The following is a 23,621-nucleotide window of genomic DNA, read 5'->3' on the forward strand; positions in this document are numbered from 1 at the left end:
AGTTCGCCCTGACACAAGACCGAATTTTTAATCTCGACCTTAACGCGCCTCTCCCTTAAGGTAGGGCGCGAATAGACAACCGGCCGGCCCAAGCTCCTTTGGTGGTCGACCCAAGACGGACGCCTATGAACCCGAATTTTCTAGATTTCGAACAGCCGATCGCCGACCTGCAAGCCAAGATCGAAGAGTTGCGCTTGGTCGGTAACGACAATTCGCTGAATATCGGCGATGAGATCTCCCGCCTGCAGGACAAAAGCAAGACCTTGACCGAAGACATCTTCGGCAAGCTGACCAGCTGGCAGATCGCGCGTCTGGCGCGTCACCCGAAGCGTCCATACACCCTGGACTACATCGAACACATCTTCACCGAGTTCGATGAGCTGCACGGCGACCGTCACTTCTCCGACGACGCTGCCATCGTCGGCGGTGTTGCCCGTCTGGATGACCAGCCGGTGATGATCATCGGCCACCAGAAAGGCCGCGAAGTGCGCGAGAAGGTGCGTCGCAACTTCGGCATGCCGCGTCCTGAAGGCTACCGCAAGGCGTGCCGCCTGATGGAAATGGCCGAACGGTTTAAGATGCCGATCCTGACCTTCATCGACACCCCGGGCGCTTACCCTGGTATCGACGCTGAAGAGCGCAACCAGAGCGAAGCAATTGCCTGGAACCTGCGTGTCATGGCTCGCCTGAAAACCCCGATCATCGCTACCGTGATCGGTGAGGGTGGTTCCGGTGGTGCGCTGGCCATCGGCGTCTGCGATCAGTTGAACATGTTGCAGTACTCGACCTACGCGGTGATTTCGCCGGAAGGTTGCGCGTCGATTCTGTGGAAAACCGCAGAAAAGGCACCGGATGCCGCTGAAGCCATGGGCATCACCGCCGAGCGCCTCAAAGGTCTGGGCATCGTCGACAAGGTGATCGGCGAGCCATTGGGTGGCGCACACCGTGACCCGGCTGCGGCGGCTGCCTCGATCCGTGCCGAACTGAGCTCGCAACTGGCGATGCTCAAGAAGTTCGATAACGAAGCGCTGCTGGCCCGTCGTTACGAGCGCCTGATGAGCTACGGTCTGTAACCAGGCTTCGCTTCATCCCTGTGGGAGCGGGCTTGCTCGCGAAGGCGGTGTGTCATACAACATCTGTGTTGATTGATACACCGCCTTCGCGAGCAAGCCCGCTCCCACATTTGTTTGGTATGCCCAGATTGATATGAGCCAGCCCATGTCTGATCTAGCCGCCAGGCTGGTGCGCGATCTCGCCCCCTGGGGCAACGCCACAACCTGGCACGTCGCTTTCTCCGGTGGTCTCGACTCCACGGTCCTGCTGCACCTTCTCGCCACATTGACCAAACACACCACCGTGCCGGCGCTCAACGCCATTCATGTCCATCACGGGCTGCAATCGGCAGCCGATGCATGGCCGCAACACTGCCAGTCGGTCTGCGATGCGCTGGGCGTACCGCTGCAGGTGTTCCAGGTTCAGGTTCAACCGGGCGCCAGCCTCGAGCGCGCCGCGCGGGAGGCACGCTATGCAGCGTTCAGCCAGGTCATCCGGCCCAACGACGTACTGCTGACGGCCCAGCACCGTGACGATCAGGCCGAAACCTTGTTGTTCCGTCTGTTGCGTGGGGCGGGGGTGAAGGGATTGTCCGGGATGCCGCGACAGCGCGCATTGGGCCAGGGTCAACTGCTACGGCCACTGCTCGATGTCACGCGCGCCGAGCTGGAGGCGTATGCGCTCGATCAGCGGCTGAGCTGGATCGAGGACCCTTCCAACGACGACCGGCGTTTCTCCCGCAACTACCTGCGTCATCAAGTGTTGCCCGTCATGGCCCAGCGTTGGCCGCAGGCGCTGGCCAGTATGGCCCGCAGCGCCGCGCACCTGAACGAAGCCCAGGGGCTGCTCGATGATCTGGCACAGCTCGATCTGACACAGGCCCGTGTAGCGGGTCAGTTCGATTGGATGGGGGTGCCATCGCTTGAGCTGGCCTGTTTGACCTCGCTGTCCGACGCTCGCCAGCGCAATGCCGTCAGTCATTGGCTCGCACCGTTGACGCGGCTGCCGGACAGCGACCATTGGTCGGGTTGGATCGATCTGCGCGATGCCACTGGCGATGCACGGCCAGTCTGGCGCCTGGCCAACGGTGAGCTGCATCGGTCCGCCGGACGTATCTGGTGGTTGTCGGGTGCCTGGTTGCGCTCGCCATCGGCTGTCGATCACTGGGCTGATCCCTACAAGCCCTTGGCGCTGCCGGATAACGGGGTGCTGAGGTTCACGGGGCAAGCCCCCGATGGGCCACTGCAGATCCGCTATCGTGAGGGAGGCGAGGTCATGCATCTGCCGGATCGCGGTCATCGCGATCTCAAGCGTTTGCTCAACGAGCGGGCTGTTCCGGCTTTCGTGCGTGGCAGATTGCCGCTGCTCTATCGCGATGGGCAATTGCTGGCGGTGGCCAACCTGCGAGGTTTGAACGACGGCGCCCAGGCCGGCTGGCATTTGCAATGGCAGCCGCCGAGCGAAGATCAAGGTTTGAGCTGAAAGGGGCTTTCCGGTAGACTACGCTCCCTTCTTGATACAACTTCTGTGGATTCGCCTGAATTGCAGGAGTTGCCGATTACCAAGCAGTCTTTGCTGGGCGATTCCAAAAAATGTGTAGCGAGCAACGAACCGGAGTTTCATCTCACGGTCTGTCCCAACGCGGCGGTTTTTTTGAAAGGTGCACTGTGATTAATGCAGGTGATCGGGGGCTTCGGCCTTCCTTCGCTTTCCCCGGCGGCTCGGACCGCTTTAACGCAGACTTCTAGGGTTTTTCATGACGCGCTACATATTCGTCACGGGCGGTGTTGTTTCTTCTTTGGGGAAAGGCATTGCATCGGCATCATTGGCGGCCATCCTGGAGGCGCGGGGGCTTAAGGTCACCATGCTCAAGCTGGACCCGTACATCAACGTCGACCCGGGCACCATGAGCCCGTTCCAGCACGGCGAAGTGTTCGTCACCCACGACGGCGCCGAGACCGACCTGGACCTGGGCCACTACGAGCGGTTCATCCGCACGACCATGACCCAGAACAACAACTTCACCACCGGCCGTGTCTACGAGCACGTGCTGCGCAAAGAGCGCCGTGGTGACTACCTGGGTGCGACCATCCAGGTCATTCCGCACATCACCGACGAAATCAAGCGCCGCATCATCAAGGGTGCCGGCGATGCCGACGTGGCGATGGTCGAGATCGGTGGCACCGTGGGTGACATCGAATCCCAACCGTTCCTCGAAGCCATCCGTCAGCTGCGTTTCGAAGTCGGCGCCAAGCGCGCGATGCTGATGCACCTGACCCTGGTGCCGTACATCGCCACCGCCGGCGAAACCAAAACCAAGCCTACCCAGCATTCGGTCAAGGAACTGCGCTCCATCGGCCTGCAACCTGACGTGCTGGTGTGCCGCTCCGATCACCCGATCGATATCTCCTCGCGCCGCAAGATCGCGCAGTTCACCAACGTTGAAGAACGTGCGGTGATCGGTCTGGAAGACGCTGACACCATCTACAAGATTCCGGGCATCCTGCACTCCCAGGGCCTTGACGATTTCGTCGTCGAGCGTTTTGGCCTGCAGTGTGGCGGTGCCGACCTGTCCGAGTGGGACGCCGTGGTCGACGCCAAGCTCAACCCTGAGCATGAAGTCACCATCGCGATGGTCGGCAAGTACATGGAGTTGCTGGACGCCTACAAGTCGTTGATCGAAGCGATGAGTCACGCCGGCATCAGCAACCGCACCAAGGTCAACCTGCGCTACATCGATTCCGAAGACATCGAGAACCAGGGCACCGCGCTGCTCGAAGGCGTCGATGCGATCCTCGTGCCAGGCGGCTTCGGTCTGCGTGGCGTGGAAGGCAAGATCACCGCCGTGCAATACGCTCGCGAGAACAAGGTGCCGTACCTGGGCATCTGCCTGGGCATGCAAGTGGCGGTCATCGAGTTCGCCCGTAACGTCATGGGCTGGAAAGACGCCAACTCCACCGAATTCGATCGTAACAGCGGTCATCCGGTCGTGGGCCTGATCACCGAGTGGGAAGATGCCACCGGCGCCGTCGAAACCCGCACCGAATCGTCCGACCTGGGTGGCACCATGCGCCTCGGCGCACAGGACTGCCTGCTCGAAGCCGGCTCCAAGGTTCACGACTGCTACGGCAAGGACGTGATCGTTGAACGTCACCGTCACCGCTACGAAGTGAACAACAACCTGCTGCCGCAGATCATTGAAGCCGGCCTGAAGATTTCCGGTCGCTCTGCCGATGCTGCGCTGGTCGAAGTGGTCGAAGCACCGGATCATCCATGGTTCGTCGCTTGCCAGTTCCACCCCGAGTTCACCTCGACGCCACGCGACGGTCACCCGTTGTTCAGCGGTTTCGTCAAGGCAGCGTTGGCTCAACACCAGAAGAAGGCGTAACCCCGATGGCACAGAAGATCATCCGCGTCGGCGACATCGAGATTGCCAACGACAAACCCATGGTGCTGTTCGGTGGCATGAACGTGCTGGAAAGCCGTGACATGGCCATGCAGGTTTGCGAAGAGTATGTGAAGGTCACCGAGAAACTCGGTATCCCTTACGTGTTCAAGGCCAGTTTCGACAAGGCCAACCGTTCTTCTGTGACCTCGTATCGCGGTCCAGGCCTGGAAGAAGGCATGCGCATCTTCCAGGACATCAAACAAGCTTTCGGCGTGCCGATCATCACCGATGTCCACGAGCCTGATCAGGCCGCGGTCGTCGCCGAGGTTTGCGACATCATCCAGTTGCCGGCCTTCCTGTCACGCCAGACCGATCTGGTGGTGGCGATGGCAAAGACCAACGCTGTGATCAACATCAAGAAAGCTCAGTTCCTCGCGCCTCAGGAAATGAAACACATCCTGAACAAGTGCGTGGAAGCCGGTAACGATCAGTTGATCCTCTGCGAGCGTGGTTCGAGCTTCGGCTACAACAACCTGGTGGTCGACATGCTCGGCTTCGGCATCATGAAGCAGTTCGAATACCCGGTGTTCTTCGATGTGACCCATTCGCTGCAAATGCCTGGCGGTCGTTCCGACTCCGCCGGCGGTCGCCGCGCGCAGGTTCTGGATCTGGCGAAGGCTGGCATGAGCCAGAATCTGGCCGGCCTGTTCCTCGAAGCGCATCCGGACCCGGACAACGCCAAATGCGACGGCCCTTGCGCCTTGCGTCTGGACAAACTGGAGCCATTCCTGGCCCAGCTCAAAGCACTGGACGAACTGGTGAAGAGTTTTCCGACGGTAGAAACCGCGTAAACCTGATTTCTCCGTGTAGGAGCCGAGCTTGCTCGCGATGGCGTCCGTCTGAACGCCATCAGCTTGCCGGTCCTATGCGTTAGTGTGACGTGCAAAATATAAATCGAGCGGTACACAGCTTTTTCGTCAACTTTGGAGTAGTTACAACAATGGCTAAAATCGTCGACATCAAAGGTCGTGAAGTTCTCGACTCCCGTGGCAACCCCACCGTCGAAGCGGACGTGCTTCTCGACAACGGCATCATCGGCAGCGCTTGCGCGCCGTCCGGTGCTTCCACTGGCTCGCGTGAAGCGCTCGAGCTGCGTGATGGCGACAAGAGCCGTTACCTGGGCAAAGGCGTTCTGAAAGCCGTTGCCAACATCAACGGTCCGATCCGCGACCTGTTGAAAGGCACTGATCCAAGCGACCAGAAAGCGCTCGACCTGGCGATGATCAAGCTCGACGGTACCGAAAACAAAGGCTCCCTGGGTGCCAACGCAATCCTCGCCGTGTCCCTGGCCGCCGCCAAGGCTGCCGCACAGGACCAGGATCTGCCTCTGTACGCGCACATTGCCAACCTGAACGGAACTCCGGGCGTTTACTCGATGCCGGTTCCGATGATGAACATCATCAACGGTGGCGAGCACGCCGATAACAACGTCGACATCCAGGAATTCATGGTTCAGCCGGTGGGCGCCAAGTCCTTCTCGGAAGGCCTGCGCATGGGCACCGAGATTTTCCACCACCTCAAAGCCGTGCTGAAGGCCCGTGGCCTGAGCACTGCCGTGGGTGACGAAGGTGGTTTCGCGCCGAACCTGGCGTCCAACGAAGATGCGTTGAAAGTGATCTCCGAGGCCGTGGCCAACGCCGGTTACACCCTGGGCACCGACGTAACCCTGGCCCTGGACTGCGCCGCCAGCGAATTCTACGAAGACGGCAAGTACAACCTGTCCGGCGAAGGCCAGGTGTTCACCGCTGAAGGTTTCGCCGACTACCTCAAGGGCCTGACCGAGCGTTACCCGATCATTTCCATCGAAGACGGCCTGGACGAGTCCGACTGGGCTGGCTGGAAGATCCTCACCGACAAGATCGGCGAGAAGACCCAGCTGGTGGGGGACGACCTGTTCGTGACCAATACCAAGATCCTGAAAGAAGGCATCGACAAGAAGATCGCCAACTCGATCCTGATCAAGTTCAACCAGATCGGCACCCTGACCGAAACCCTGGAAGCCATCCAGATGGCCAAGGCCGCTGGTTACACTGCCGTGATCTCGCACCGCTCCGGCGAAACCGAAGATTCGACCATTGCCGACCTGGCCGTGGGCACTTCGGCTGGCCAGATCAAGACCGGTTCGCTGTGCCGTTCCGATCGCGTTTCCAAGTACAACCAACTGCTGCGTATCGAAGAGCAGTTGAATGGCAAGGCCAAGTACAACGGCCGCGGCGAATTCCGCGGTTGATGCAAAAAGACAGCGGATTTGTGTGGAAAAATTAGCGACAGCGACGTTTTTGCCACTAATCTGATGCCTTATAAGCACAAGCCTGGGTCATCCAGGCTTCGTGCTGTCAGTGGTTTTGTTTTGCGATGGCTGTCTTTTTTCACTGGATACCCGATATTCGATGCGCAGTCCCAATTGGTTGTTCCTCGTCCTGCTTTTGCTGCTGGCTGGCCTGCAATACCGCCTGTGGGTGGGTAATGGCAGCCTGGCGCAAGTGGCCGAGCTGACTCAGCAGATCGCGGATCAGCACGCTGAGAACGAAGGATTGCTGGAGCGCAATCGGGTGATGGACGCCGAAGTCAGTGAGTTGAAAAAGGGCATGGAGACCGTTGAAGAGCGGGCTCGCCATGAGCTGGGCATGGTCAAGGACGGTGAAACCCTTTACCAGTTGGCCCAATGAACACCGCGTTGCCGGCCTTCTGGGCCGTGATTCCTGCCGCGGGCGTCGGTGCCCGTATGGCCGCAGACCGTCCCAAGCAATATCTGCAATTGGGCGGGCGCACCATTCTCGAACACAGCCTCGGCTGTTTTCTCGATCACCCCGCCCTAAAGGGCCTGGTGGTCAGTCTTGCGGTTGACGATCCTTATTGGCCTGACCTTGCCTGTGCCGGCGATTCGCGTATTCAGCGTGTCGATGGCGGGGCCGAGCGTTCCGGGTCAGTGCTCAATGCTTTGTTGCATCTGCATGCACTGGGCGCCGATGATGAGGACTGGGTGCTGGTGCACGATGCGGCGCGGCCCAACCTGAGTCGGGACGATCTCGATAAGTTGTTGGTCGAGCTGGCGGATGATCCCGTCGGCGGGCTGCTGGCGGTGCCTGCCCGCGATACGCTCAAGCGCGTCGACAAGCACGGGCGCGTGGTCGAAACCGTTGATCGCAGCGTGATCTGGCAAGCCTATACGCCGCAGATGTTTCGCCTCGGTGCGTTGCATCGGGCACTGGCCGACAGTTTGGTGGCGGACGCGCTGATCACCGATGAGGCATCGGCCATGGAATGGGCGGGGCAGGCGCCGCGCCTGATCGAGGGGCGTTCCGACAACCTCAAGGTCACTCGCCCCGAGGACCTGGAGTGGTTGCGCCAGCGTTGGGCCAATCGCCGCTGATGACTCCGGCGTCTGTCAGATTGCTTTCGCGAGCAAGCCCGCTCCCACATTGGATCTTTGTCATATACACAATCTGTATTACTGAAGATTCCCTGTGGGAGCGGGCTTGCTTGCGAAAGCGGCAGGCCAGACAGCCGATACTTTGCTGACACTCCGCTAATTCCTGTACTCCGGCCGCTCAGCCAATCCCTCCTTCAAATAATCCACCAGCTTGCGCACCTTCGGCGACAAATGCCGTTGCTGCGGGTACAGCGCCCACACCGCCGTATTGGGCGGCTGATGCGCTTCAAGCAGCGAAATCAGGGCGCCGCTCTTGAGGTGTTCGAGCACGTAATAGTCCGGCAACTGACACAACCCTACACCTTGCAAAGCCGCATCCAGCACCGCTTGCCCACTGTTGCAGCGCCAGTTTCCCTGAACGCGCTGGGAAAACTCTCGGCCGTTCTGCTCCAGTTGCCACAGGTCCGAACTGCCGATCAGACAGTTATGTCGGCTCAATTCCGACAGGCTGTGGGGACGGCCGTAGCGTTCAACGTAGGACGGTGAGGCACACAGGTACATGCGCCGCGGTGCCAGTCGCGTCGCCACCAGCCGCGAGTCCTGCAATCGACCAAGGCGGATCGCCAGGTCCAGGCCCTCATGGACGAGGTCGAGCGGGCGATTGCTCAGCTCGATGTCGATGCGCAGTTGCGGATAGAGCCCCATGAACCGTGTGACCAGCGGCACGATAAAGCGCTCGCCATAGGCCACGGCGCAGGTCATGCGCAACATGCCCTTCGGCTCGCTCGTCAGGTCGCCAACCGCGCGCAGCGCTTCTTCGCGCCCATCCTGCAAGCGCTGGCAGTGCTGCAGGAAGGTTTGTCCGGCCTCGGTCAGCGTCACCCGGCGGGTGCTTCGATACAGCAGGCGGGTTTGCAGGCGTTCTTCGAGGCGTACGATCTGGCGGCTGATATGCGAGGAAGACACGCCCAGCCGTTGCGCCGCCGCCGTGAACTGGCTGCATTCGGCAACCGCCACGAACTCGTCTATGCCTTCCCAGCGGTTATCAGACATAAAGGATTGTCCCTGTGTGGCAATAATGTTTTGCTTTTGCCCTGATTATTCACTGTGATGCGCTGTATTACACTCCCTATCTCGTTTTTATTCGTTGGAGAATTCCCATGATCAAGTCGCGCGCCGCTGTTGCCTTCGAGGCCAAGAAGCCCCTTGAAATCGTTGAAGTCGATGTCGCCCTGCCCAAGGCCGGTGAGGTGTTGCTGCGTGTCGTGGCCTCCGGTGTCTGCCATACCGATGCCTACACCCTGTCCGGTGCTGATCCTGAAGGCATCTTCCCGTCGATTCTCGGCCATGAAGGTGGTGCGGTGGTCGAGGCCATTGGCGAGGGCGTGACCTCCGTCGCCGTTGGCGACCATGTGATTCCGCTGTACACCCCGGAATGCCGCCAATGCAAATTCTGCCTGTCGGGCAAAACCAACCTCTGCCAGGCCATTCGTTCCACCCAGGGCAAAGGCTTGATGCCGGATGGCACTTCGCGTTTTTCCTACAAGGGTGAAACGATTTTCCATTACATGGGCACTTCGACCTTCTCCGAATACACCGTGCTGCCGGAAATTTCCGTGGCCAAGATTGCCAAGGAAGCGCCCCTGGAAAAGGTCTGCCTGCTGGGCTGCGGCGTCACTACCGGCATCGGTGCGGTATTGAACACCGCCAAGGTGAAACCCGGTGACACCGTGGCCATTTTCGGTCTCGGCGGCATCGGTCTGTCGGCCGTGATCGGCGCGGTCAAGGCCAAGGCGGCGCGGATCATCGCCATCGACATCAACCCCGCCAAATTCGAAATCGCCAAGCAACTGGGTGCAACCGATTGTGTGAACCCCAAGGACTTCGACCGTCCCATCCAGGAAGTCATCGTCGACATGACTGACGGCGGCGTCGACTTTTCCTTCGAATGCATCGGCAATGTCCAATTGATGCGCGCCGCGCTCGAGTGCTGCCACAAGGGTTGGGGCGAGTCGGTGATCATCGGCGTGGCCGGTGCTGGCCAGGAAATTGCCACCCGTCCGTTCCAACTGGTCACCGGTCGCGTCTGGCGCGGTTCGGCGTTCGGCGGCGTGCGTGGCCGTACCGAATTGCCTAGCTACGTGGAGATGGCCGAAACCGGCGAGATCCCGTTGGATACCTTCATTACCCACACCATGGGCCTGGAAGATATCAACAAGGCGTTCGATCTGATGCACGAAGGAAAAAGCATCCGTACCGTCATCCATTTCTGAGGTCTGCCATGAGCCTGGAAAATATCTCCTGCCAGAAAAGCTTCGGCGGCTGGCACAAGCGTTATCGCCATCGCTCGGAAACCCTCGGCTGCGACATGGTGTTTGCCGTGTACCTGCCTCCGCAGGCGGAGCAGGGCGGCAAGCTGCCAGTGCTGTACTGGCTGTCCGGCCTGACCTGCACCGACGAAAACTTCATGCACAAGGCCGGCGCCCTGCGCATGGCGGCCGAACTGGGCCTGATCATCGTTGCGCCCGACACCAGCCCGCGTGGCGCCGATGTGCCGGGTGATCCGGACGGTGCCTGGGACTTTGGCCTGGGCGCCGGGTTCTACCTCAATGCCACGCAGGAACCCTGGTCGCGCCACTATCGGATGCACGATTATGTCGTGCAGGAACTGCCGGCATTGGTCGAAGCTCATTTCCCGGCATCCGACAAGCGCGGGATCAGCGGCCACTCCATGGGCGGCCACGGCGCGTTGGTCTGTGCATTGCGCAATCCGGGGCGTTACCGGTCGGTGTCGGCGTTCTCGCCGATCAATAATCCAATGGATTGCCCCTGGGGCCAGAAGGCCTTTGCCCGCTACCTGGGTGAAGACCGTTCGAAGTGGCGTGAGTGGGATGCCTGCGCGTTGATTGCCGAAGCCGACGAGAAGCTGCCATTGCTGGTCGACCAGGGTGATCGCGACGATTTCCTGGCCACCCAGCTCAAGCCTGAAGCCCTGCAACAGGCGGCGAAGCTGGCCGGACATCCACTGACCTTGCGCATGCAACCGGGCTATGACCACAGCTATTTCTTCATCGCCAGTTTCATCGACGACCACTTGCAACATCATGGGCGCGCTCTAGGCGCCTAATGTCTGACAAAGCAGGTAGAATCACGCCCTGACAAAAATCGGGGCGTTTTTTTTATGCGTATTGGCCACGGCTATGATGTGCACCGTTTCGCTGAAGGCGATTTCATTACGCTGGGCGGCGTGCGTATCGCACACGGCTTCGGTCTGCTCGCTCACTCCGACGGTGACGTCCTGCTGCACGCCTTGAGCGATGCCTTGCTAGGCGCTGCGGCGCTGGGCGATATCGGCAAGCATTTCCCCGACACCGATCCGACCTTCAAGGGCGCGGACAGCCGCGTGCTGTTGCGGCACGTTGTCGCATTGGTCCAGGCCAAGGGCTGGAAAGTGGGCAACGTCGACAACACCATCGTCGCCCAGGCGCCGAAGATGGCCCCGCATATCGAATCGATGCGCGCGCTGATTGCGGCAGACCTTCAGGTCGAGCTGGATCAAGTGAATGTAAAGGCGACCACCACTGAAAAACTCGGCTTCGTCGGTCGTGAGGAGGGCATTGCCGTGCACTCCGTTGCTTTGTTGCTGCGCGCATGAACGAACTGCAATTGCTCGGCCCGCGGGCCTATGGCGACGCCCTGGGCACCGCGGTGTTGAAAGCCATCGCCGAGGATTTCCAGGTCGATGAAGTCCTCGACATTCCCCTCAGCGGTGACGGTGAACACCTGTGGATCTGGGTGGAAAAACGCGGTTTGAACACTGAAGAGGCGGCGCGGCGCATTGCCAAGGCAGCCGGCGTGCCCTTGCGCACCGTCAGTTATGCAGGGCTCAAGGACCGTCAGGCGCTGACGCGTCAATGGTTCAGCGTGCAGTTGCCGGGCAAGGCCGATCCCGATCTGTCGTCAGCCGAAAACGATACGTTGAAGATCCTCAAGACCGGTCGGCACAAGCGCAAGTTGCAGCGTGGCGCTCACTCGGCCAACGGTTTCACTTTGCGCCTGACTCAATTCGCGGGCGACAAGGCGGCCATCGAAGACCGCCTGCAGCGGATCGCCAAACAAGGTATCCCCAATTATTTTGGTGCCCAGCGGTTTGGCTTCGACGGCGGCAACGTTGTCGACGCCCGTGCCTGGGCGGCGCGCAGGGCCTTGCCGGAGCAGCGCAACGTGCGTTCGCGCCTGCTCTCGGCCGGTCGCAGCTTTCTGTTCAACCAGGTGCTGGCGGCGCGTGTGGCCGATGGTACCTGGCAGCAAGCGCAGGTCGGCGACCTGCTGGCGTTCACCGACAGTCGCAGTTTTTTCCCGGCCGGTGAAGCCGAGTGCAGCGACCCGCGACTGGCCATTCTCGACCTGCACCCGACCGGCCCCCAATGGGGCGAAGGTGACTCGCCGGCGCTGGGCGTTGTCCATGAACTGGAACAGGCCATTGCTGCGCGTGAATCGGATCTGCGCGATTGGTTGATTAACGCCGGTATGAGCCACGAACGTCGCATCCTGCGGCTGCCCATTGGCGGGTTGACGTGGCATTATCCCGAGCCTGACATTCTGCAACTGGAATTCGTCCTGCCGGCCGGATGCTTCGCCACCGTATTGGTGCGCGAACTCGTCGATCTGGTGCCAGCAGGGCAGACGGACAGCCCATGCGTATTCTGATTTCTAACGATGATGGGGTAACCGCACCCGGTCTCGCCGCGCTTTATGCTGCGCTGGCGGATTACACCGAGTGCGTGGTTATCGCCCCGGACCAGGACAAAAGCGGCGCCAGCAGTTCGCTGACGCTGGACCGACCGTTGCACCCGCAAACGTTGGCCAACGGTTTTATCAGCCTCAATGGCACCCCGACCGACTGCGTGCACCTGGGGCTCAACGGCCTGCTGGAGTGCGAACCTGACATGGTGGTGTCGGGCATCAACCTGGGCGCCAACCTGGGGGATGACGTGTTGTACTCCGGCACGGTTGCCGCGGCTCTGGAAGGCCGGTTCCTGGAGCGGCCCTCGTTCGCCTTTTCGCTGGTTTCGCGCCAGGTCGAGAATCTCCCTACCGCCGCCTACTTTGCGCGCAAACTGGTGCAGGCCCACGCCGACCTTGAACTGCCGCCGCGCACGGTGCTGAACGTGAACATTCCCAATCTGCCTCTGGATCACATCCGTGGCATCCAGCTGACCCGGCTCGGTCATCGCGCCCGTGCGGCCGCTCCGATGAAAGTCGTCGATCCGCGTGGCAAGTCCGGCTACTGGATCGCTGCGGCCGGCGACGCCGAGGATGGGGGTGCCGGTACCGATTTCCATGCGGTGATGCAGGGCTATGTCTCCATCACGCCATTGCAACTGGATCGCACCTTCAACGATGCCTTCCGAAGCCTCGATGGCTGGCTGGAGGGACTGCACTGATGGCCCGTGAACAAGACCCGATGCATCGCGGTATCGGGATGACTTCGCAACGCACCCGCGAGCGTCTGATCCAGCGGCTGTACGAGGAGGGGATCAGCAACGCCAAGGTGCTGGAGGTGATCCGCCGCACGCCGCGTCACCTGTTCGTCGACGAGGCCCTGGCGCACCGTGCCTATGAAGACACGGCGTTACCGATCGGCAACAACCAGACGATCTCCCAGCCTTACATGGTGGCCCGCATGAGCGAGCTGTTGCTGGAGGCCGGGCCGCTGGACAAGGTCATGGAGATCGGTACCGGTTCGGGTTATCAGACAGCGATCCTGTCGCAACTGGTCGAGCGGGTCTTTTCCGTCGAGCGCATCAAGGTGTTGCAGGATCGCGCCAAGGAGCGCCTGCTGGATCTGAACCTGCGCAATGTGGTGTTTCGATGGGGCGATGGCTGGGAAGGCTGGCCGGCGCTGGCACCGTACAACGGCATCATCGTGACTGCCGTGGCCACCGATGTGCCGCAGGCGTTGCTCGACCAACTGGCGCCTGGCGGGCGTCTGGTGATCCCGGTCGGGTCCGGCGAAGTTCAGCAGCTGATGCTGATCATCCGCGAGGAACACGGGTTTTCCCGGCGGGTTCTGGGGGCGGTACGCTTCGTTCCATTGCTCAACGGGCCACTGGCCTGAGCATTTGTGCAGGCGTGCTGAATTCTCGCCGATCGCCTGTGTCTTACAGCGGCAGCGGTCGGTTAAACGGGGTTCAACGTCTGGCAGCAAACGTGTGCGCCAGGCCATTGCGCTTCATTGAAGGTAAACGCTGCTCGGCCCGTTATACTTGCGACACTTCATGCCGGAGCACGGCAATCCAACATTTCAGCCACCACAAAGGGAGCGGCGGGTGAGTCTCACAGTCATTGCGCAGCGTATGGGTAAAACGAGCTTTCAGCGCCTGGTGACTGGCCTTGTCTTGAGCACCTTGCTGGTCGGTTGTTCCAGCAACAAATCGAGTGATGTCCGCGTCGTCGATCGCAACAATGCCGTGGCCCAGCGTCCGGCGGTGACCACCGGGCAGTATGTGGTTCGACCGAAAGACACCCTGTTCTCCATCGCTTTTCGTTACGGCTGGGACTACAAGGCCCTGGCTGCGCGCAACAACATTCCGGCGCCTTACACGATTCATCCGGGCCAGACGATTCGCTTCGACGGACGCACCGGATCGACGCCCGCGCCGGTCGTTGCGACGACCGGTTCGGCACCATCTTCGTCCAGTAAAACCACGGTGATCCGGCGCCAGCCGAATGGCGCTACCACGACCACGACTGTGGTTGCGCCGTCCGTCGCCAACAAACCTGCCCCCGCTCCGACCCCGCCTGCGGGCCCGGCCCCGACGGGCTGGGGGTGGCCTTCTAATGGCATTTTGATTGGAAAATTCTCTTCAAACGGTAGTTTGAATAAAGGAATTGATATCGCCGGAGATTTGGGACAGCCTGTTTTAGCTGCGTCTGATGGGACGGTGGTATACGCCGGGAGTGGCTTAAGGGGCTACGGCGAATTGGTCATCATCAAACACAGCGACACCTACGTCAGTGCCTACGGTCATAACCGCAGGCTGTTGGTTCGGGAGGGGCAGCAGGTCAAGGTCGGACAGACAATTGCCGAAATGGGGTCAACGGGTACGGACCGGGTGAAACTGCATTTTGAGATTCGCCGACAGGGTAAACCAGTAGATCCGCTGCAGTTCCTGCCACGCCGTTGATTTGTTGCCAGCCTGTTCCTTCACGTAGAGGGGAACAGGCTCCAGCGTTGCCAAGGATAAAGGCGCCGCTTGAGCTTGAGGTCGAACTCACCAAAGGACTATAACAATGGCTCTCAGTAAAGAAGTGCCGGAGTTTGACATCGACGATGAGGTTCTCCTGATGGAGACCGGCATCGGTATGGATTCGATGTCGAATGATGAAGGGGCGGCTCCACCTTCCGTTCGTGCCAAATCCAAACACTCCGCTTCGCTAAAGCAACACAAGTACATTGATTACACGCGGGCGCTCGATGCAACGCAGCTGTATCTCAATGAAATCGGTTTTTCTCCTCTCCTGTCCCCCGAAGAAGAAGTCCATTTTGCGCGTCTGTCGCAGAGTGGTGATCCGGCGGGGCGCAAACGCATGATTGAAAGCAACCTGCGGCTGGTGGTGAAAATCGCCCGTCGTTACGTCAATCGTGGCTTGTCGCTGCTGGACCTGATCGAAGAGGGCAACCTCGGACTGATCCGGGCGGTGGAGAAGTTCGACCCCGAACGTGGCTTCCGCTTTTCGACCTACGCAACCTGGTGGATTCGTCAGACCATCGAGCGCGCGATCATGAATCAGACCCGGACAATCCGGTTGCCGATCCATGTGGTCAAGGAACTCAACGTGTACCTGCGGGCCGCACGGGAGCTGACGCAAAAACTCGATCACGAACCCTCACCCGAAGAAATCGCCAACCTGCTGGAAAAACCGGTAGGAGAGGTCAAGCGCATGCTCGGCTTGAACGAGCGGGTTTCTTCGGTCGACGTCTCGCTGGGTCCTGATTCGGATAAAACCCTGCTGGACACGCTCACAGATGACCGTCCGACCGATCCATGTGAACTGTTGCAGGATGACGACCTGTCCCAGAGCATTGATCAATGGCTCTCGGAGTTGACCGACAAGCAACGCGAAGTGGTGATACGCCGCTTCGGGTTGCGCGGCCACGAGAGCAGCACGCTTGAAGACGTGGGCCTGGAAATTGGCTTGACCCGTGAACGGGTCCGGCAAATCCAGGTTGAAGGCCTGAAACGTCTTCGGGAGATCCTGGAGAAAAATGGCCTGTCGAGTGAGTCGCTGTTTCAGTAAGCGGCTTGCTTGATCAGTCAGACAGAAAAGCCCCGACTGGTTCGGGGTTTTTTTATGCTGCTGGCCAAAACCTCGGCCCTCTGTAGGAGCGAGCATGCTCGCGATGGTCGCCAGGGCACCACGAGGAATCGGATACCCATCGTCATCGTTGAATTCCATCGTCGGAACGCCGGGTACCGCAGGTTTTGAGCGTCGCCTTGTACGCCTTTGCTTACTCTCTCGTAAGTGTTCGTTAGATTTACACCCTGTCGGTAGGGCTTTTGGATCCACATTCAAAATCTATCTAGTTGAATGTAGGGGATATTTTCAAAGAGAGCCGAACACCGTCCCGTCCCGTGTAGCCTTTGAGACCCATTTGCACACGTCGGGGAACGCTCTAGTATCACCCCTGTGTCGACGGACTGACACGCCCTTCAAGGATGGGGGGAATGGACATTGCGGGATGCAATTCATCAGGATGATGAAAAGGAACACAGGGAATAGGGAAAAAATGTGGGCGGGTCAAACCGCCCCTTTTTTTGCCTGCAGAAAAGCAAAAAGGCCCGCTAGGGGCCTTTTCGGGAACGCGGGGGTGATCAGCGTTCGAGGTCTTTGATCTTGCCTTTGACGCCATCCCACTCTTCGGCATCGGGCAACGAATCCTTTTTCTCGGTGATGTTCGGCCAGACTTCGGCCAGCTCAACGTTCAACGCAATGAATTCCTGCATGTCTTCAGGGACTTCATCTTCGGAGAAGATGGCCACGGCAGGGCATTCAGGCTCGCACAGTGCGCAGTCGATGCACTCATCCGGGTGAATCACCAGGAAATTCGGGCCTTCGTAAAAGCAGTCCACCGGACAGACTTCTACGCAGTCGGTGTACTTGCACTTGATGCAGTTGTCGGTGACGACGAAGGTCATTTCTAATTTTCTCCTCAGGCGGCGGCAGCGGAGCCCCTTCACGGTGGGGTCGCCAGGTTCGGGAGCGATAGTCTGCAGACCAGGCTATTAACCTGCAGCATCCCGAACCGCGCGAGATTCTAACAGCTTGGAGGCAAATTGCGTTAGATCCGTGTCTTCAGTGTATAGAGCATTTCGAGTGCGCGACGGGGTGTCAGGTCGTCCAGGTCCAGCTTGGCCAGCTCATCCAGTACCGGATGCGGCAGGCTGGCGAACAGGTCGCTCTGCTGCGGAGCAGCCTGTTTGCCCTTGGCTGGCTTGGGTACTTCATGGGGCAGCGCGGTGGCCTCCAGACGGCCCAGATGTTCGCGAGCACGCACGATCACTTCGCTCGGGACCCCGGCCAGCTGGGCTACGGCCAGTCCGTAGCTCTGGCTGGCAGGGCCGGGCAGCACGTGGTGCAGGAAGACGATGCGTTCGTTGTGCTCGGTGGCATTGAGGTGCACGTTGGCCACCAGGGGCTGAGCTTCCGGCAATACGGTCAGTTCGAAATAATGGGTGGCGAACAGGGTGTAGGCCCGCAGATGGGCGAGACGTTCTGCCGCAGCCCAGGCCAGGGACAGGCCGTCAAAAGTGCTGGTGCCGCGACCGACTTCGTCCATCAACACCAGGCTGCGCTCGGTGGCGTTGTGCAGGATGTTCGCGGTTTCGCTCATTTCGACCATGAAGGTCGAGCGCCCGCCCGCGAGGTCGTCGCTGGAACCGATCCGGGTGAAGATCCGGTCCACCAGTGACAATTCGCAGCTGGCCGCCGGCACGAAACTGCCGATATGGGCCAGCAGCACGATCAATGCGGTCTGGCGCATGTAGGTGGATTTACCGCCCATGTTGGGACCGGTGATCACCAGCATGCGCGTGTTGTCGTCCAGACTGAGGTCGTTGGCCACGAACGGCGTGGTCAGCACCTGCTCGACCACCGGGTGGCGGCCCTGGCTGATGCGCATGCAGGGTTCGTCGACGAAACGCGGGCAGTTGAGGTCAAGGTTGAGCGCACGTTCGGCCAGGTTGCTCAGCACGTCCAGCTCGGCCAGAGCGGCGGCGGTGTCCTGCAGCGGCGGCAACTGGGCGATCAGGTCTTCGAGCAGTGCTTCGTAGAGCATTTTCTCCCGGGCCAGGGCGCGGCTCTTGGCTGACAGCGCCTTGTCTTCGAAAGCCTTGAGTTCCGGCGTGATGAAGCGCTCGGCACCTTTGAGTGTCTGCCGGCGGATGTAGTCAGCCGGTGCCGACTCGGCTTGCTTGCTCGGCAGTTCGATGAAGTAGCCGTGAATGCGGTTATAGCCGACTTTCAGGTGCGACAGGCCGGTGCGCGCCTTTTCCCGGGCTTCCAGGTCGATCAGGAATTGTCCGGCGTTCTCACTGAGCGATTGCAGTTCGTCGAGTTCGCTGTCGTAGCCGGTTTTCAACACGCCGCCGTCACGGATGACCGCAGGCGGGTTGTCGATGATGGCTTTTTCCAGCAATGCCGCCAGTTCCGGGTAGGTACTGGTGGTCTTCGCCAGTTCAATGATGTGCGGCGTTTCCAGCTCGGCCATCGCCCGCTGCAGTTCGGGCAGGGCGCCGAGGGCATCACGCAGTCGGGCCAGGTCGCGAGGGCGGGCATTGCGCAAGCCGATGCGGGCGAGGATCCGCTCGATGTCTCCGATTTCCTTGAGCTGTGGCTGCAGCTTTTCGAAGCGGTAGCCGTCGAGCAGGCAGGTGATCGAGCTCTGGCGCGCCAGCAGCACGCTCAGGTCGCGCAACGGGCGATTCAACCAGCGAGTCAGCAAGCGGCTGCCCATGGCGGTCTGGCAGCGATCGACCACCGATTGCAGCGTGTTGTCGCGACCGCCGGCCAGGTTGGTGTCCAGTTCCAGATTGCGACGGCTCGCGCCATCCAGCACCACGGTGTCGTCCAGGCGTTCGTGGCGCAGGGTGCGCAAGTGGGGCAGGGCGGTGCGCTGGGTTTCCTTGGCATAGCTGAGCAGGCAACCTGCCGCGCCGATGGCCAGCGTCAGGTTCTCGCACCCAAAGCCCTTGAGGTCCTGGGTGGAAAACTGCTGGCAAAGGCTTTTCAGCGCCGAATCGCGCTCGAAATCCCACGGTGCACGGCGACGAACCCCACGACGTTTCTCCGCAGGCAGGTCCTTGGGCCAATCATCCGGAATCATCAGCTCGACTGGATTGATCCGCTCCAGTTCCGCGAGCAGGTTTTCCCAGCCCTTGATCTCCAGCACCGTGAAGTTGCCGCTGGTGATGTCCAGCACTGCCAGCCCAAACAGGCGCTCGTCACCCAGCACGGCGGCGATCAGGTTATCCCGACGCTCGTCGAGCAGCGCCTCGTCACTGACCGTACCCGGCGTAATGATGCGCACCACCTGGCGTTCGACCGGCCCCTTGCTGGTCGCCGGGTCGCCGACCTGCTCACAGATCACCACCGATTCGCCAAGCTTCACCAGTTTCGCCAGGTAGCCCTCGGCGGCGTGGTAAGGAATCCCGCACATCGGAATCGCCTGACCCGCCGACTGCCCACGGGCGGTCAGGGTGATGTCCAGCAGCTTGGCGGCCTTCTTCGCGTCTTCATAGAAGATCTCGTAGAAGTCACCCATGCGGTAGAACATCAACTGGTCTGGGTGCTGGTTCTTCAGGCGCCAGTATTGCTGCATCATGGGTGTGTGCGAGGACAGGTCGGACAGTGCTTTATTCATCGGATATCAGGCAGATTCGTTGAAAGGTGTAGGGCAAAGGAGGGGCATTGGCCCGGCTTTTCCGCGATGGGCGCAAGGTTACCATGGGCGGTCCGCCTGACGCAGGCATGAAAGCCCCGGGAAACATTTCCACTGTCCATGCACGGTTTATGCAAAACAGCATTTGTCTTCGCAAAAAAGATCAAGCACTATGCGTGATATGCAAAAACGCAATGTTTCTACCGTCCTCAGAGCGCTGCTCGATCAGCACGGGATCTCCCCCACGGAGCTTCACCGTCGCACCGGCGTGCCTCAATCCACCCTCTCGCGAATCCTCAGCGGCAAGATTGTCGACCCTTCGGACAAACACATCTCGAAGATCGCCGAGTACTTCGCCGTGAGCACCGACCAGTTGCGCGGCCGCGCCGGCGTGGCATCCGCCGCCGGTGCCGGGCGCGATCAGGTGCACGCCGAACTCAAGGACATCAGTCTGTGGGACGACGATACGCCCGTCGATGACGACGAGGTGTCGGTCCCCTTTCTTCGCGAGGTTGAATTGGCGGCGGGATCAGGAAGATTCGTCATTGAAGAGAGCGAGCGCGCCAGCCTGCGCTTTGGCAAGCGCAGCCTGCGGCACAACGGCGTGCAGTTCGATCAGGCCAAATGCGTCACGGTACGTGGCAACAGCATGTTGCCGGTGCTGCGTGACGGCGCCACCGTCGGGGTCAACGCCGGCAAGAGTGGCATCGGCGATATCGTCGACGGCGACCTCTATGCCATCAACCACAATGGGCAATTGCGGGTGAAACAGTTGTATCGCCTGCCAACCGGCATTCGCCTGCGCAGTTTCAATCGCGATGAGCACCCGGACGAGGACTACAGCTTCCAGGAAATGCAGGAAGAGCAAATTGTCATCCTCGGTCACGTCTTCTGGTGGGGCATGTACGCCCGTTAGGCCATCCTTCGTCAGATAAAACCCGCCACCTGGCGGGTTTTTTTCGCTTGTCGCAAACCGCCAAGGCCTTTGTCCGTGGGGATTCCATGCATTTGCGCGAACTTTCCACATAGTTGAATGCATTTATGCATTGACTATATATGCATAAATGCATATTCTTCGTCTCAAGCCGCTCAAAAATAGCAGCTCGCAACGAAAGGGCGTTTTCGACCTACCTTTCTTTTCATCCTTTCAAGCCAAGGAGGCGTGACATGACAATCGAACAACAAGCGTTGCTGGACACGCCAATCTGGCTGGTCATCGCACTCGCCTTGATGGGTGGAGTGTCTGGCGAAATGTGGCGCGCCGACAAGGAGGGCGCCCGCGGCTGGTCTTTGCTGCGCCGCCTGGCCTTGCGCTCCGGGGCCTGCATGATCTGCGGGGTGTCGGCGTTGATGTTGTTATACGCCTCTGGCCTGTCGATCTGGGTTGCCGGGGCCTTTGGTGGTCTCACTGCAATGGCCGGTGCCGACGTCGCCATCGGACTCTACGAGCGTTGGGCGGCCAAGCGCATCGGCGTGTGCGATTCACCGCCTAAGGATTCCCGTCCGGATTGATAACCTGGCGCACCAAGACTCGACATCGACCAGCCGCCGCACCTGCTGGCACTTGTCCGCTAACATCTTGAGCAACCCTGCCACTTGCAAGCGCGATGCGCTCGTGTACGTTAGGTCCATAGCGCCCGATCAGGAGATGCCCGTGAAAGTGATCACCCAACTGGCCGCCGACCTCGGCAGGCAATTGCAGATGCTCAACGCCCATGTCTCCACCGCCGAGTCCTGTACCGGTGGCGGCATCGCCGAGGCCATTACCCGCATTCCCGGCAGTTCGGCGTGGTTCGAGGCCGGTTACGTCACGTACTCCAACCTGCAGAAAAACCTGCAATTGGGGGTGCCGGTGGAGCTGTTCACCTCGGTGGGGGCGGTCAGTCGCGAGGTGGTCGAGGCCATGGCCAGGGGCGCGCAGGAGCGCAGCCGGGCATTTTTCTCCGTGGCGGTCAGCGGCGTGGCCGGGCCGGATGGCGGTTCGCCGAACAAACCGGTAGGCACGGTGTGGCTGGCCTGGGGCGTCGGCGAGCGGGTGTTCAGCGAACTGCAGCACTTCCCCGGTGACCGCGATGAAGTCCGCCGACAAACGGTGAAGGCCGCGCTAGAGGGGCTGCTGCGCCATGCCTCGGCAGAAATCTCAAATCAGGGGTAGGCGATCCTGAATCCCTGTGGAATAATACTGGCTACTTATACAGGTGTTGGCCGTCAGGCCTTATTGATTACGTGAGGACTTTAATGGACGACAACAAGAAGAAAGCCTTGGCTGCGGCCCTGGGTCAGATCGAACGTCAATTCGGCAAGGGTGCCGTAATGCGTATGGGCGATCAGGACCGTCAGGCGATCCCGGCCATCTCCACGGGCTCTCTGGGGCTGGACATCGCGCTCGGCATCGGCGGCCTGCCAAAAGGCCGTATTGTTGAAATCTACGGTCCTGAATCTTCCGGTAAAACCACGCTGACATTGTCGGTGATCGCCCAGGCTCAAAAAGCCGGTGCGACCTGCGCATTCGTCGACGCCGAACATGCCCTGGACCCTGAGTACGCCGGCAAACTGGGCGTCAACGTCGACGACCTGCTGGTTTCCCAGCCGGACACCGGTGAGCAGGCCCTGGAAATCACCGACATGCTGGTGCGTTCCAACGCGGTTGACGTGATCATCGTCGACTCCGTGGCGGCCCTGGTGCCGAAGGCTGAAATCGAAGGCGAAATGGGTGACATGCACGTGGGCCTGCAAGCCCGCCTGATGTCCCAGGCGCTGCGTAAAATCACCGGTAACATCAAGAACGCCAACTGCCTGGTGATCTTCATCAACCAGATCCGCATGAAAATCGGCGTGATGTTCGGCAGCCCGGAAACCACCACCGGTGGTAACGCGCTGAAGTTCTACGCCTCGGTTCGTCTGGACATCCGCCGTACTGGCGCGGTGAAAGAAGGTGATGAGGTCGTCGGCAGCGAAACCCGCGTCAAGGTTGTGAAGAACAAGGTGGCTTCGCCGTTCCGTCAGGCCGAGTTCCAGATCCTTTACGGCAAGGGCATCTACCTCAATGGTGAGATGATCGACCTGGGTGTGCTGCACGGTTTCGTCGAGAAGTCCGGTGCCTGGTATGCCTACAACGGCACCAAGATCGGTCAGGGCAAGGCCAACTCGGCCAAGTTCCTCGCGGATAACCCTGAGGTTGCCGCAGCCCTTGAGAAGCAACTGCGTGACAAGTTGCTGTCTCCAGCCGTCATCGCGGACTCCAAGGCCTCTGCAGTCAAAGAGACTGAAGACGACATGGCTGACGCTGATATCTGATTGATCTGATGACCGCCGTACTCGATACACTCGTCGCGGTGCGGCGAACCGCAATGGACCTGCTTGCGCGACGCGAGCACGGTCGGGTCGAGCTGACGCGTAAACTGCGTCAGCGCGGCGCCCTCCCTGAAATGATCGACACAGCGCTCGACCGTTTGACGGAAGAGGGGTTGTTGTCCGAATCCCGCTACCTCGAAAGCTTCGTCTCCTATCGTGCCCGATCGGGCTATGGTCCTTTGCGTATTCGCGAAGAATTGAGCCAGCGTGGCCTGCAGCGCAGTGACATCGAACTCGCGTTGCGCGAGAGCGGAATCAACTGGCAGGAACAGCTGGAGGATACCTGGCGGCGCAAGTTCTCCGGGCATCTACCGATAGACGCCCGGGAGCGCGCCAAACAAGGCCGGTTCCTGAGTTACCGGGGTTATTCGATGGAAATGGTCAGCCGCTTGTTAAGCGGCCGAGGGATGGATGATTGACTGAAAACGGCTCGCTATTTGATAGCGGGC

At 60.2% G+C, this 23,621-nt stretch carries 23 protein-coding genes; 20 read left to right on the forward strand and 3 right to left on the reverse strand.

Annotated elements, in window-relative coordinates:
- Positions 1–125 precede the first annotated feature (125 nt).
- From QIW53_RS09200 to ispD, 7 genes are all read left to right on the forward strand, one after another.
- Positions 126–1,073 (forward strand): acetyl-CoA carboxylase carboxyltransferase subunit alpha, encoded by a 948-nt coding sequence (locus tag QIW53_RS09200; protein WP_368557323.1) that lies wholly within the window; start codon positions 126–128, stop codon positions 1,071–1,073.
- Between the two features lie 133 nt (positions 1,074–1,206).
- A complete protein-coding gene (gene tilS / locus QIW53_RS09205) occupies positions 1,207–2,535 on the forward strand; it encodes a tRNA lysidine(34) synthetase TilS (protein ID WP_371049323.1) in 1,329 nt (442 codons plus the stop codon).
- Between the two features lie 274 nt (positions 2,536–2,809).
- Positions 2,810–4,441 (forward strand): CTP synthase, encoded by a 1,632-nt coding sequence (locus QIW53_RS09210; RefSeq protein WP_371049324.1) that lies wholly within the window; start codon positions 2,810–2,812, stop codon positions 4,439–4,441.
- A gap of 5 nt (positions 4,442–4,446) precedes the next feature.
- On the forward strand, positions 4,447–5,292 hold the full coding sequence (gene kdsA, locus QIW53_RS09215; RefSeq protein ID WP_371049325.1) for a 3-deoxy-8-phosphooctulonate synthase: 846 nt from the start codon (positions 4,447–4,449) through the stop codon (positions 5,290–5,292).
- Positions 5,293–5,441: 149 nt separating this feature from the next.
- Positions 5,442–6,731 carry a phosphopyruvate hydratase gene (gene eno / locus QIW53_RS09220; RefSeq protein WP_371049326.1) on the forward strand — a complete coding sequence of 430 codons (1,290 nt, stop codon included), beginning with the start codon at positions 5,442–5,444 and terminating at the stop codon, positions 6,729–6,731.
- 160 nt (positions 6,732–6,891) lie between these two features.
- Positions 6,892–7,170 (forward strand): cell division protein FtsB, encoded by a 279-nt coding sequence (gene ftsB, locus QIW53_RS09225; RefSeq protein ID WP_008028992.1) that lies wholly within the window; start codon positions 6,892–6,894, stop codon positions 7,168–7,170.
- A complete protein-coding gene (gene ispD, locus QIW53_RS09230) occupies positions 7,167–7,874 on the forward strand; it encodes a 2-C-methyl-D-erythritol 4-phosphate cytidylyltransferase (RefSeq protein ID WP_371049327.1) in 708 nt (235 codons plus the stop codon). Before ftsB ends, ispD begins: the two co-directional genes overlap by 4 nt.
- A gap of 156 nt (positions 7,875–8,030) precedes the next feature.
- Here ispD and QIW53_RS09235 read toward each other — a convergent pair whose 3' ends face one another.
- Complete coding sequence (locus QIW53_RS09235) at positions 8,031–8,927, reverse strand: LysR substrate-binding domain-containing protein (protein ID WP_371049328.1); 897 nt, start codon at positions 8,925–8,927, stop codon at positions 8,031–8,033.
- 107 nt (positions 8,928–9,034) lie between these two features.
- Here QIW53_RS09235 and QIW53_RS09240 point away from each other — a divergent pair, with 107 nt between their 5' ends.
- From QIW53_RS09240 to rpoS, 8 genes are all read left to right on the forward strand, one after another.
- Positions 9,035–10,147 (forward strand): S-(hydroxymethyl)glutathione dehydrogenase/class III alcohol dehydrogenase, encoded by a 1,113-nt coding sequence (locus tag QIW53_RS09240; protein WP_371049329.1) that lies wholly within the window; start codon positions 9,035–9,037, stop codon positions 10,145–10,147.
- An 8-nt stretch (positions 10,148–10,155) separates the two neighbouring features.
- Positions 10,156–11,001, forward strand: coding sequence for an S-formylglutathione hydrolase (fghA, locus tag QIW53_RS09245; protein ID WP_371049330.1), 846 nt, complete (start codon positions 10,156–10,158; stop codon positions 10,999–11,001).
- A 54-nt stretch (positions 11,002–11,055) separates the two neighbouring features.
- Positions 11,056–11,529, forward strand: a complete 474-nt coding sequence (gene ispF, locus QIW53_RS09250) for a 2-C-methyl-D-erythritol 2,4-cyclodiphosphate synthase (protein ID WP_192302501.1) — start codon at positions 11,056–11,058, stop codon at positions 11,527–11,529.
- Positions 11,526–12,584 (forward strand): tRNA pseudouridine(13) synthase TruD, encoded by a 1,059-nt coding sequence (gene truD / locus QIW53_RS09255; RefSeq protein WP_371049331.1) that lies wholly within the window; start codon positions 11,526–11,528, stop codon positions 12,582–12,584. Before ispF ends, truD begins: the two co-directional genes overlap by 4 nt.
- The gene (gene surE / locus QIW53_RS09260) at positions 12,572–13,321 is read left to right on the forward strand and encodes a 5'/3'-nucleotidase SurE (RefSeq protein WP_371049333.1); all 750 of its coding nucleotides are present in this window, start codon (positions 12,572–12,574) and stop codon (positions 13,319–13,321) included. The genes truD and surE overlap by 13 nt, the downstream gene beginning before the upstream one ends.
- A gap of 38 nt (positions 13,322–13,359) precedes the next feature.
- Entirely contained in the window at positions 13,360–13,995 is a 636-nt protein-coding gene (locus tag QIW53_RS09265) for a protein-L-isoaspartate(D-aspartate) O-methyltransferase (RefSeq protein WP_371049381.1), read from the forward strand.
- Between the two features lie 211 nt (positions 13,996–14,206).
- Positions 14,207–15,064, forward strand: coding sequence for a peptidoglycan DD-metalloendopeptidase family protein (locus tag QIW53_RS09270; protein ID WP_371049334.1), 858 nt, complete (start codon positions 14,207–14,209; stop codon positions 15,062–15,064).
- 106 nt (positions 15,065–15,170) lie between these two features.
- Positions 15,171–16,178: an RNA polymerase sigma factor RpoS gene (gene rpoS, locus QIW53_RS09275; protein WP_368557335.1), complete on the forward strand. Its 1,008-nt coding sequence runs from the start codon at positions 15,171–15,173 to the stop codon at positions 16,176–16,178.
- 575 nt (positions 16,179–16,753) lie between these two features.
- Here the strand turns inward: rpoS and fdxA are convergent.
- Both fdxA and mutS read right to left on the reverse strand, forming a co-directional pair.
- Positions 16,754–17,077, reverse strand: a complete 324-nt coding sequence (gene fdxA / locus QIW53_RS09280; RefSeq protein WP_371049335.1) for a ferredoxin FdxA — start codon at positions 17,075–17,077, stop codon at positions 16,754–16,756.
- Between the two features lie 143 nt (positions 17,078–17,220).
- Positions 17,221–19,788, reverse strand: coding sequence for a DNA mismatch repair protein MutS (mutS, locus tag QIW53_RS09285; RefSeq protein WP_371049383.1), 2,568 nt, complete (start codon positions 19,786–19,788; stop codon positions 17,221–17,223).
- 211 nt (positions 19,789–19,999) lie between these two features.
- On the opposite strand from mutS, the gene QIW53_RS09290 reads away from it, so the two are divergent.
- The 5 genes from QIW53_RS09290 to recX all read left to right on the forward strand — a co-directional run bounded on the left by QIW53_RS09290 (position 20,000) and on the right by recX (position 23,591).
- Positions 20,000–20,734, forward strand: a complete 735-nt coding sequence (locus QIW53_RS09290) for a LexA family transcriptional regulator (RefSeq protein WP_371049385.1) — start codon at positions 20,000–20,002, stop codon at positions 20,732–20,734.
- A 251-nt stretch (positions 20,735–20,985) separates the two neighbouring features.
- On the forward strand, positions 20,986–21,330 hold the full coding sequence (locus QIW53_RS09295) for a phage holin family protein (protein WP_371049336.1): 345 nt from the start codon (positions 20,986–20,988) through the stop codon (positions 21,328–21,330).
- A 142-nt stretch (positions 21,331–21,472) separates the two neighbouring features.
- Positions 21,473–21,973 (forward strand): CinA family protein, encoded by a 501-nt coding sequence (locus tag QIW53_RS09300; protein WP_371049337.1) that lies wholly within the window; start codon positions 21,473–21,475, stop codon positions 21,971–21,973.
- Positions 21,974–22,056: 83 nt separating this feature from the next.
- On the forward strand, positions 22,057–23,115 hold the full coding sequence (gene recA / locus QIW53_RS09305) for a recombinase RecA (RefSeq protein ID WP_192302478.1): 1,059 nt from the start codon (positions 22,057–22,059) through the stop codon (positions 23,113–23,115).
- Positions 23,116–23,123: 8 nt separating this feature from the next.
- Positions 23,124–23,591: a recombination regulator RecX gene (gene recX / locus QIW53_RS09310; protein ID WP_371049338.1), complete on the forward strand. Its 468-nt coding sequence runs from the start codon at positions 23,124–23,126 to the stop codon at positions 23,589–23,591.
- The last annotated feature ends 30 nt before the right edge of the window (positions 23,592–23,621 follow it).

Source organism: Pseudomonas fluorescens (assembly GCF_041354075.1).
In the GTDB taxonomy this organism is placed as follows: domain Bacteria; phylum Pseudomonadota; class Gammaproteobacteria; order Pseudomonadales; family Pseudomonadaceae; genus Aquipseudomonas; species Aquipseudomonas fluorescens_CE.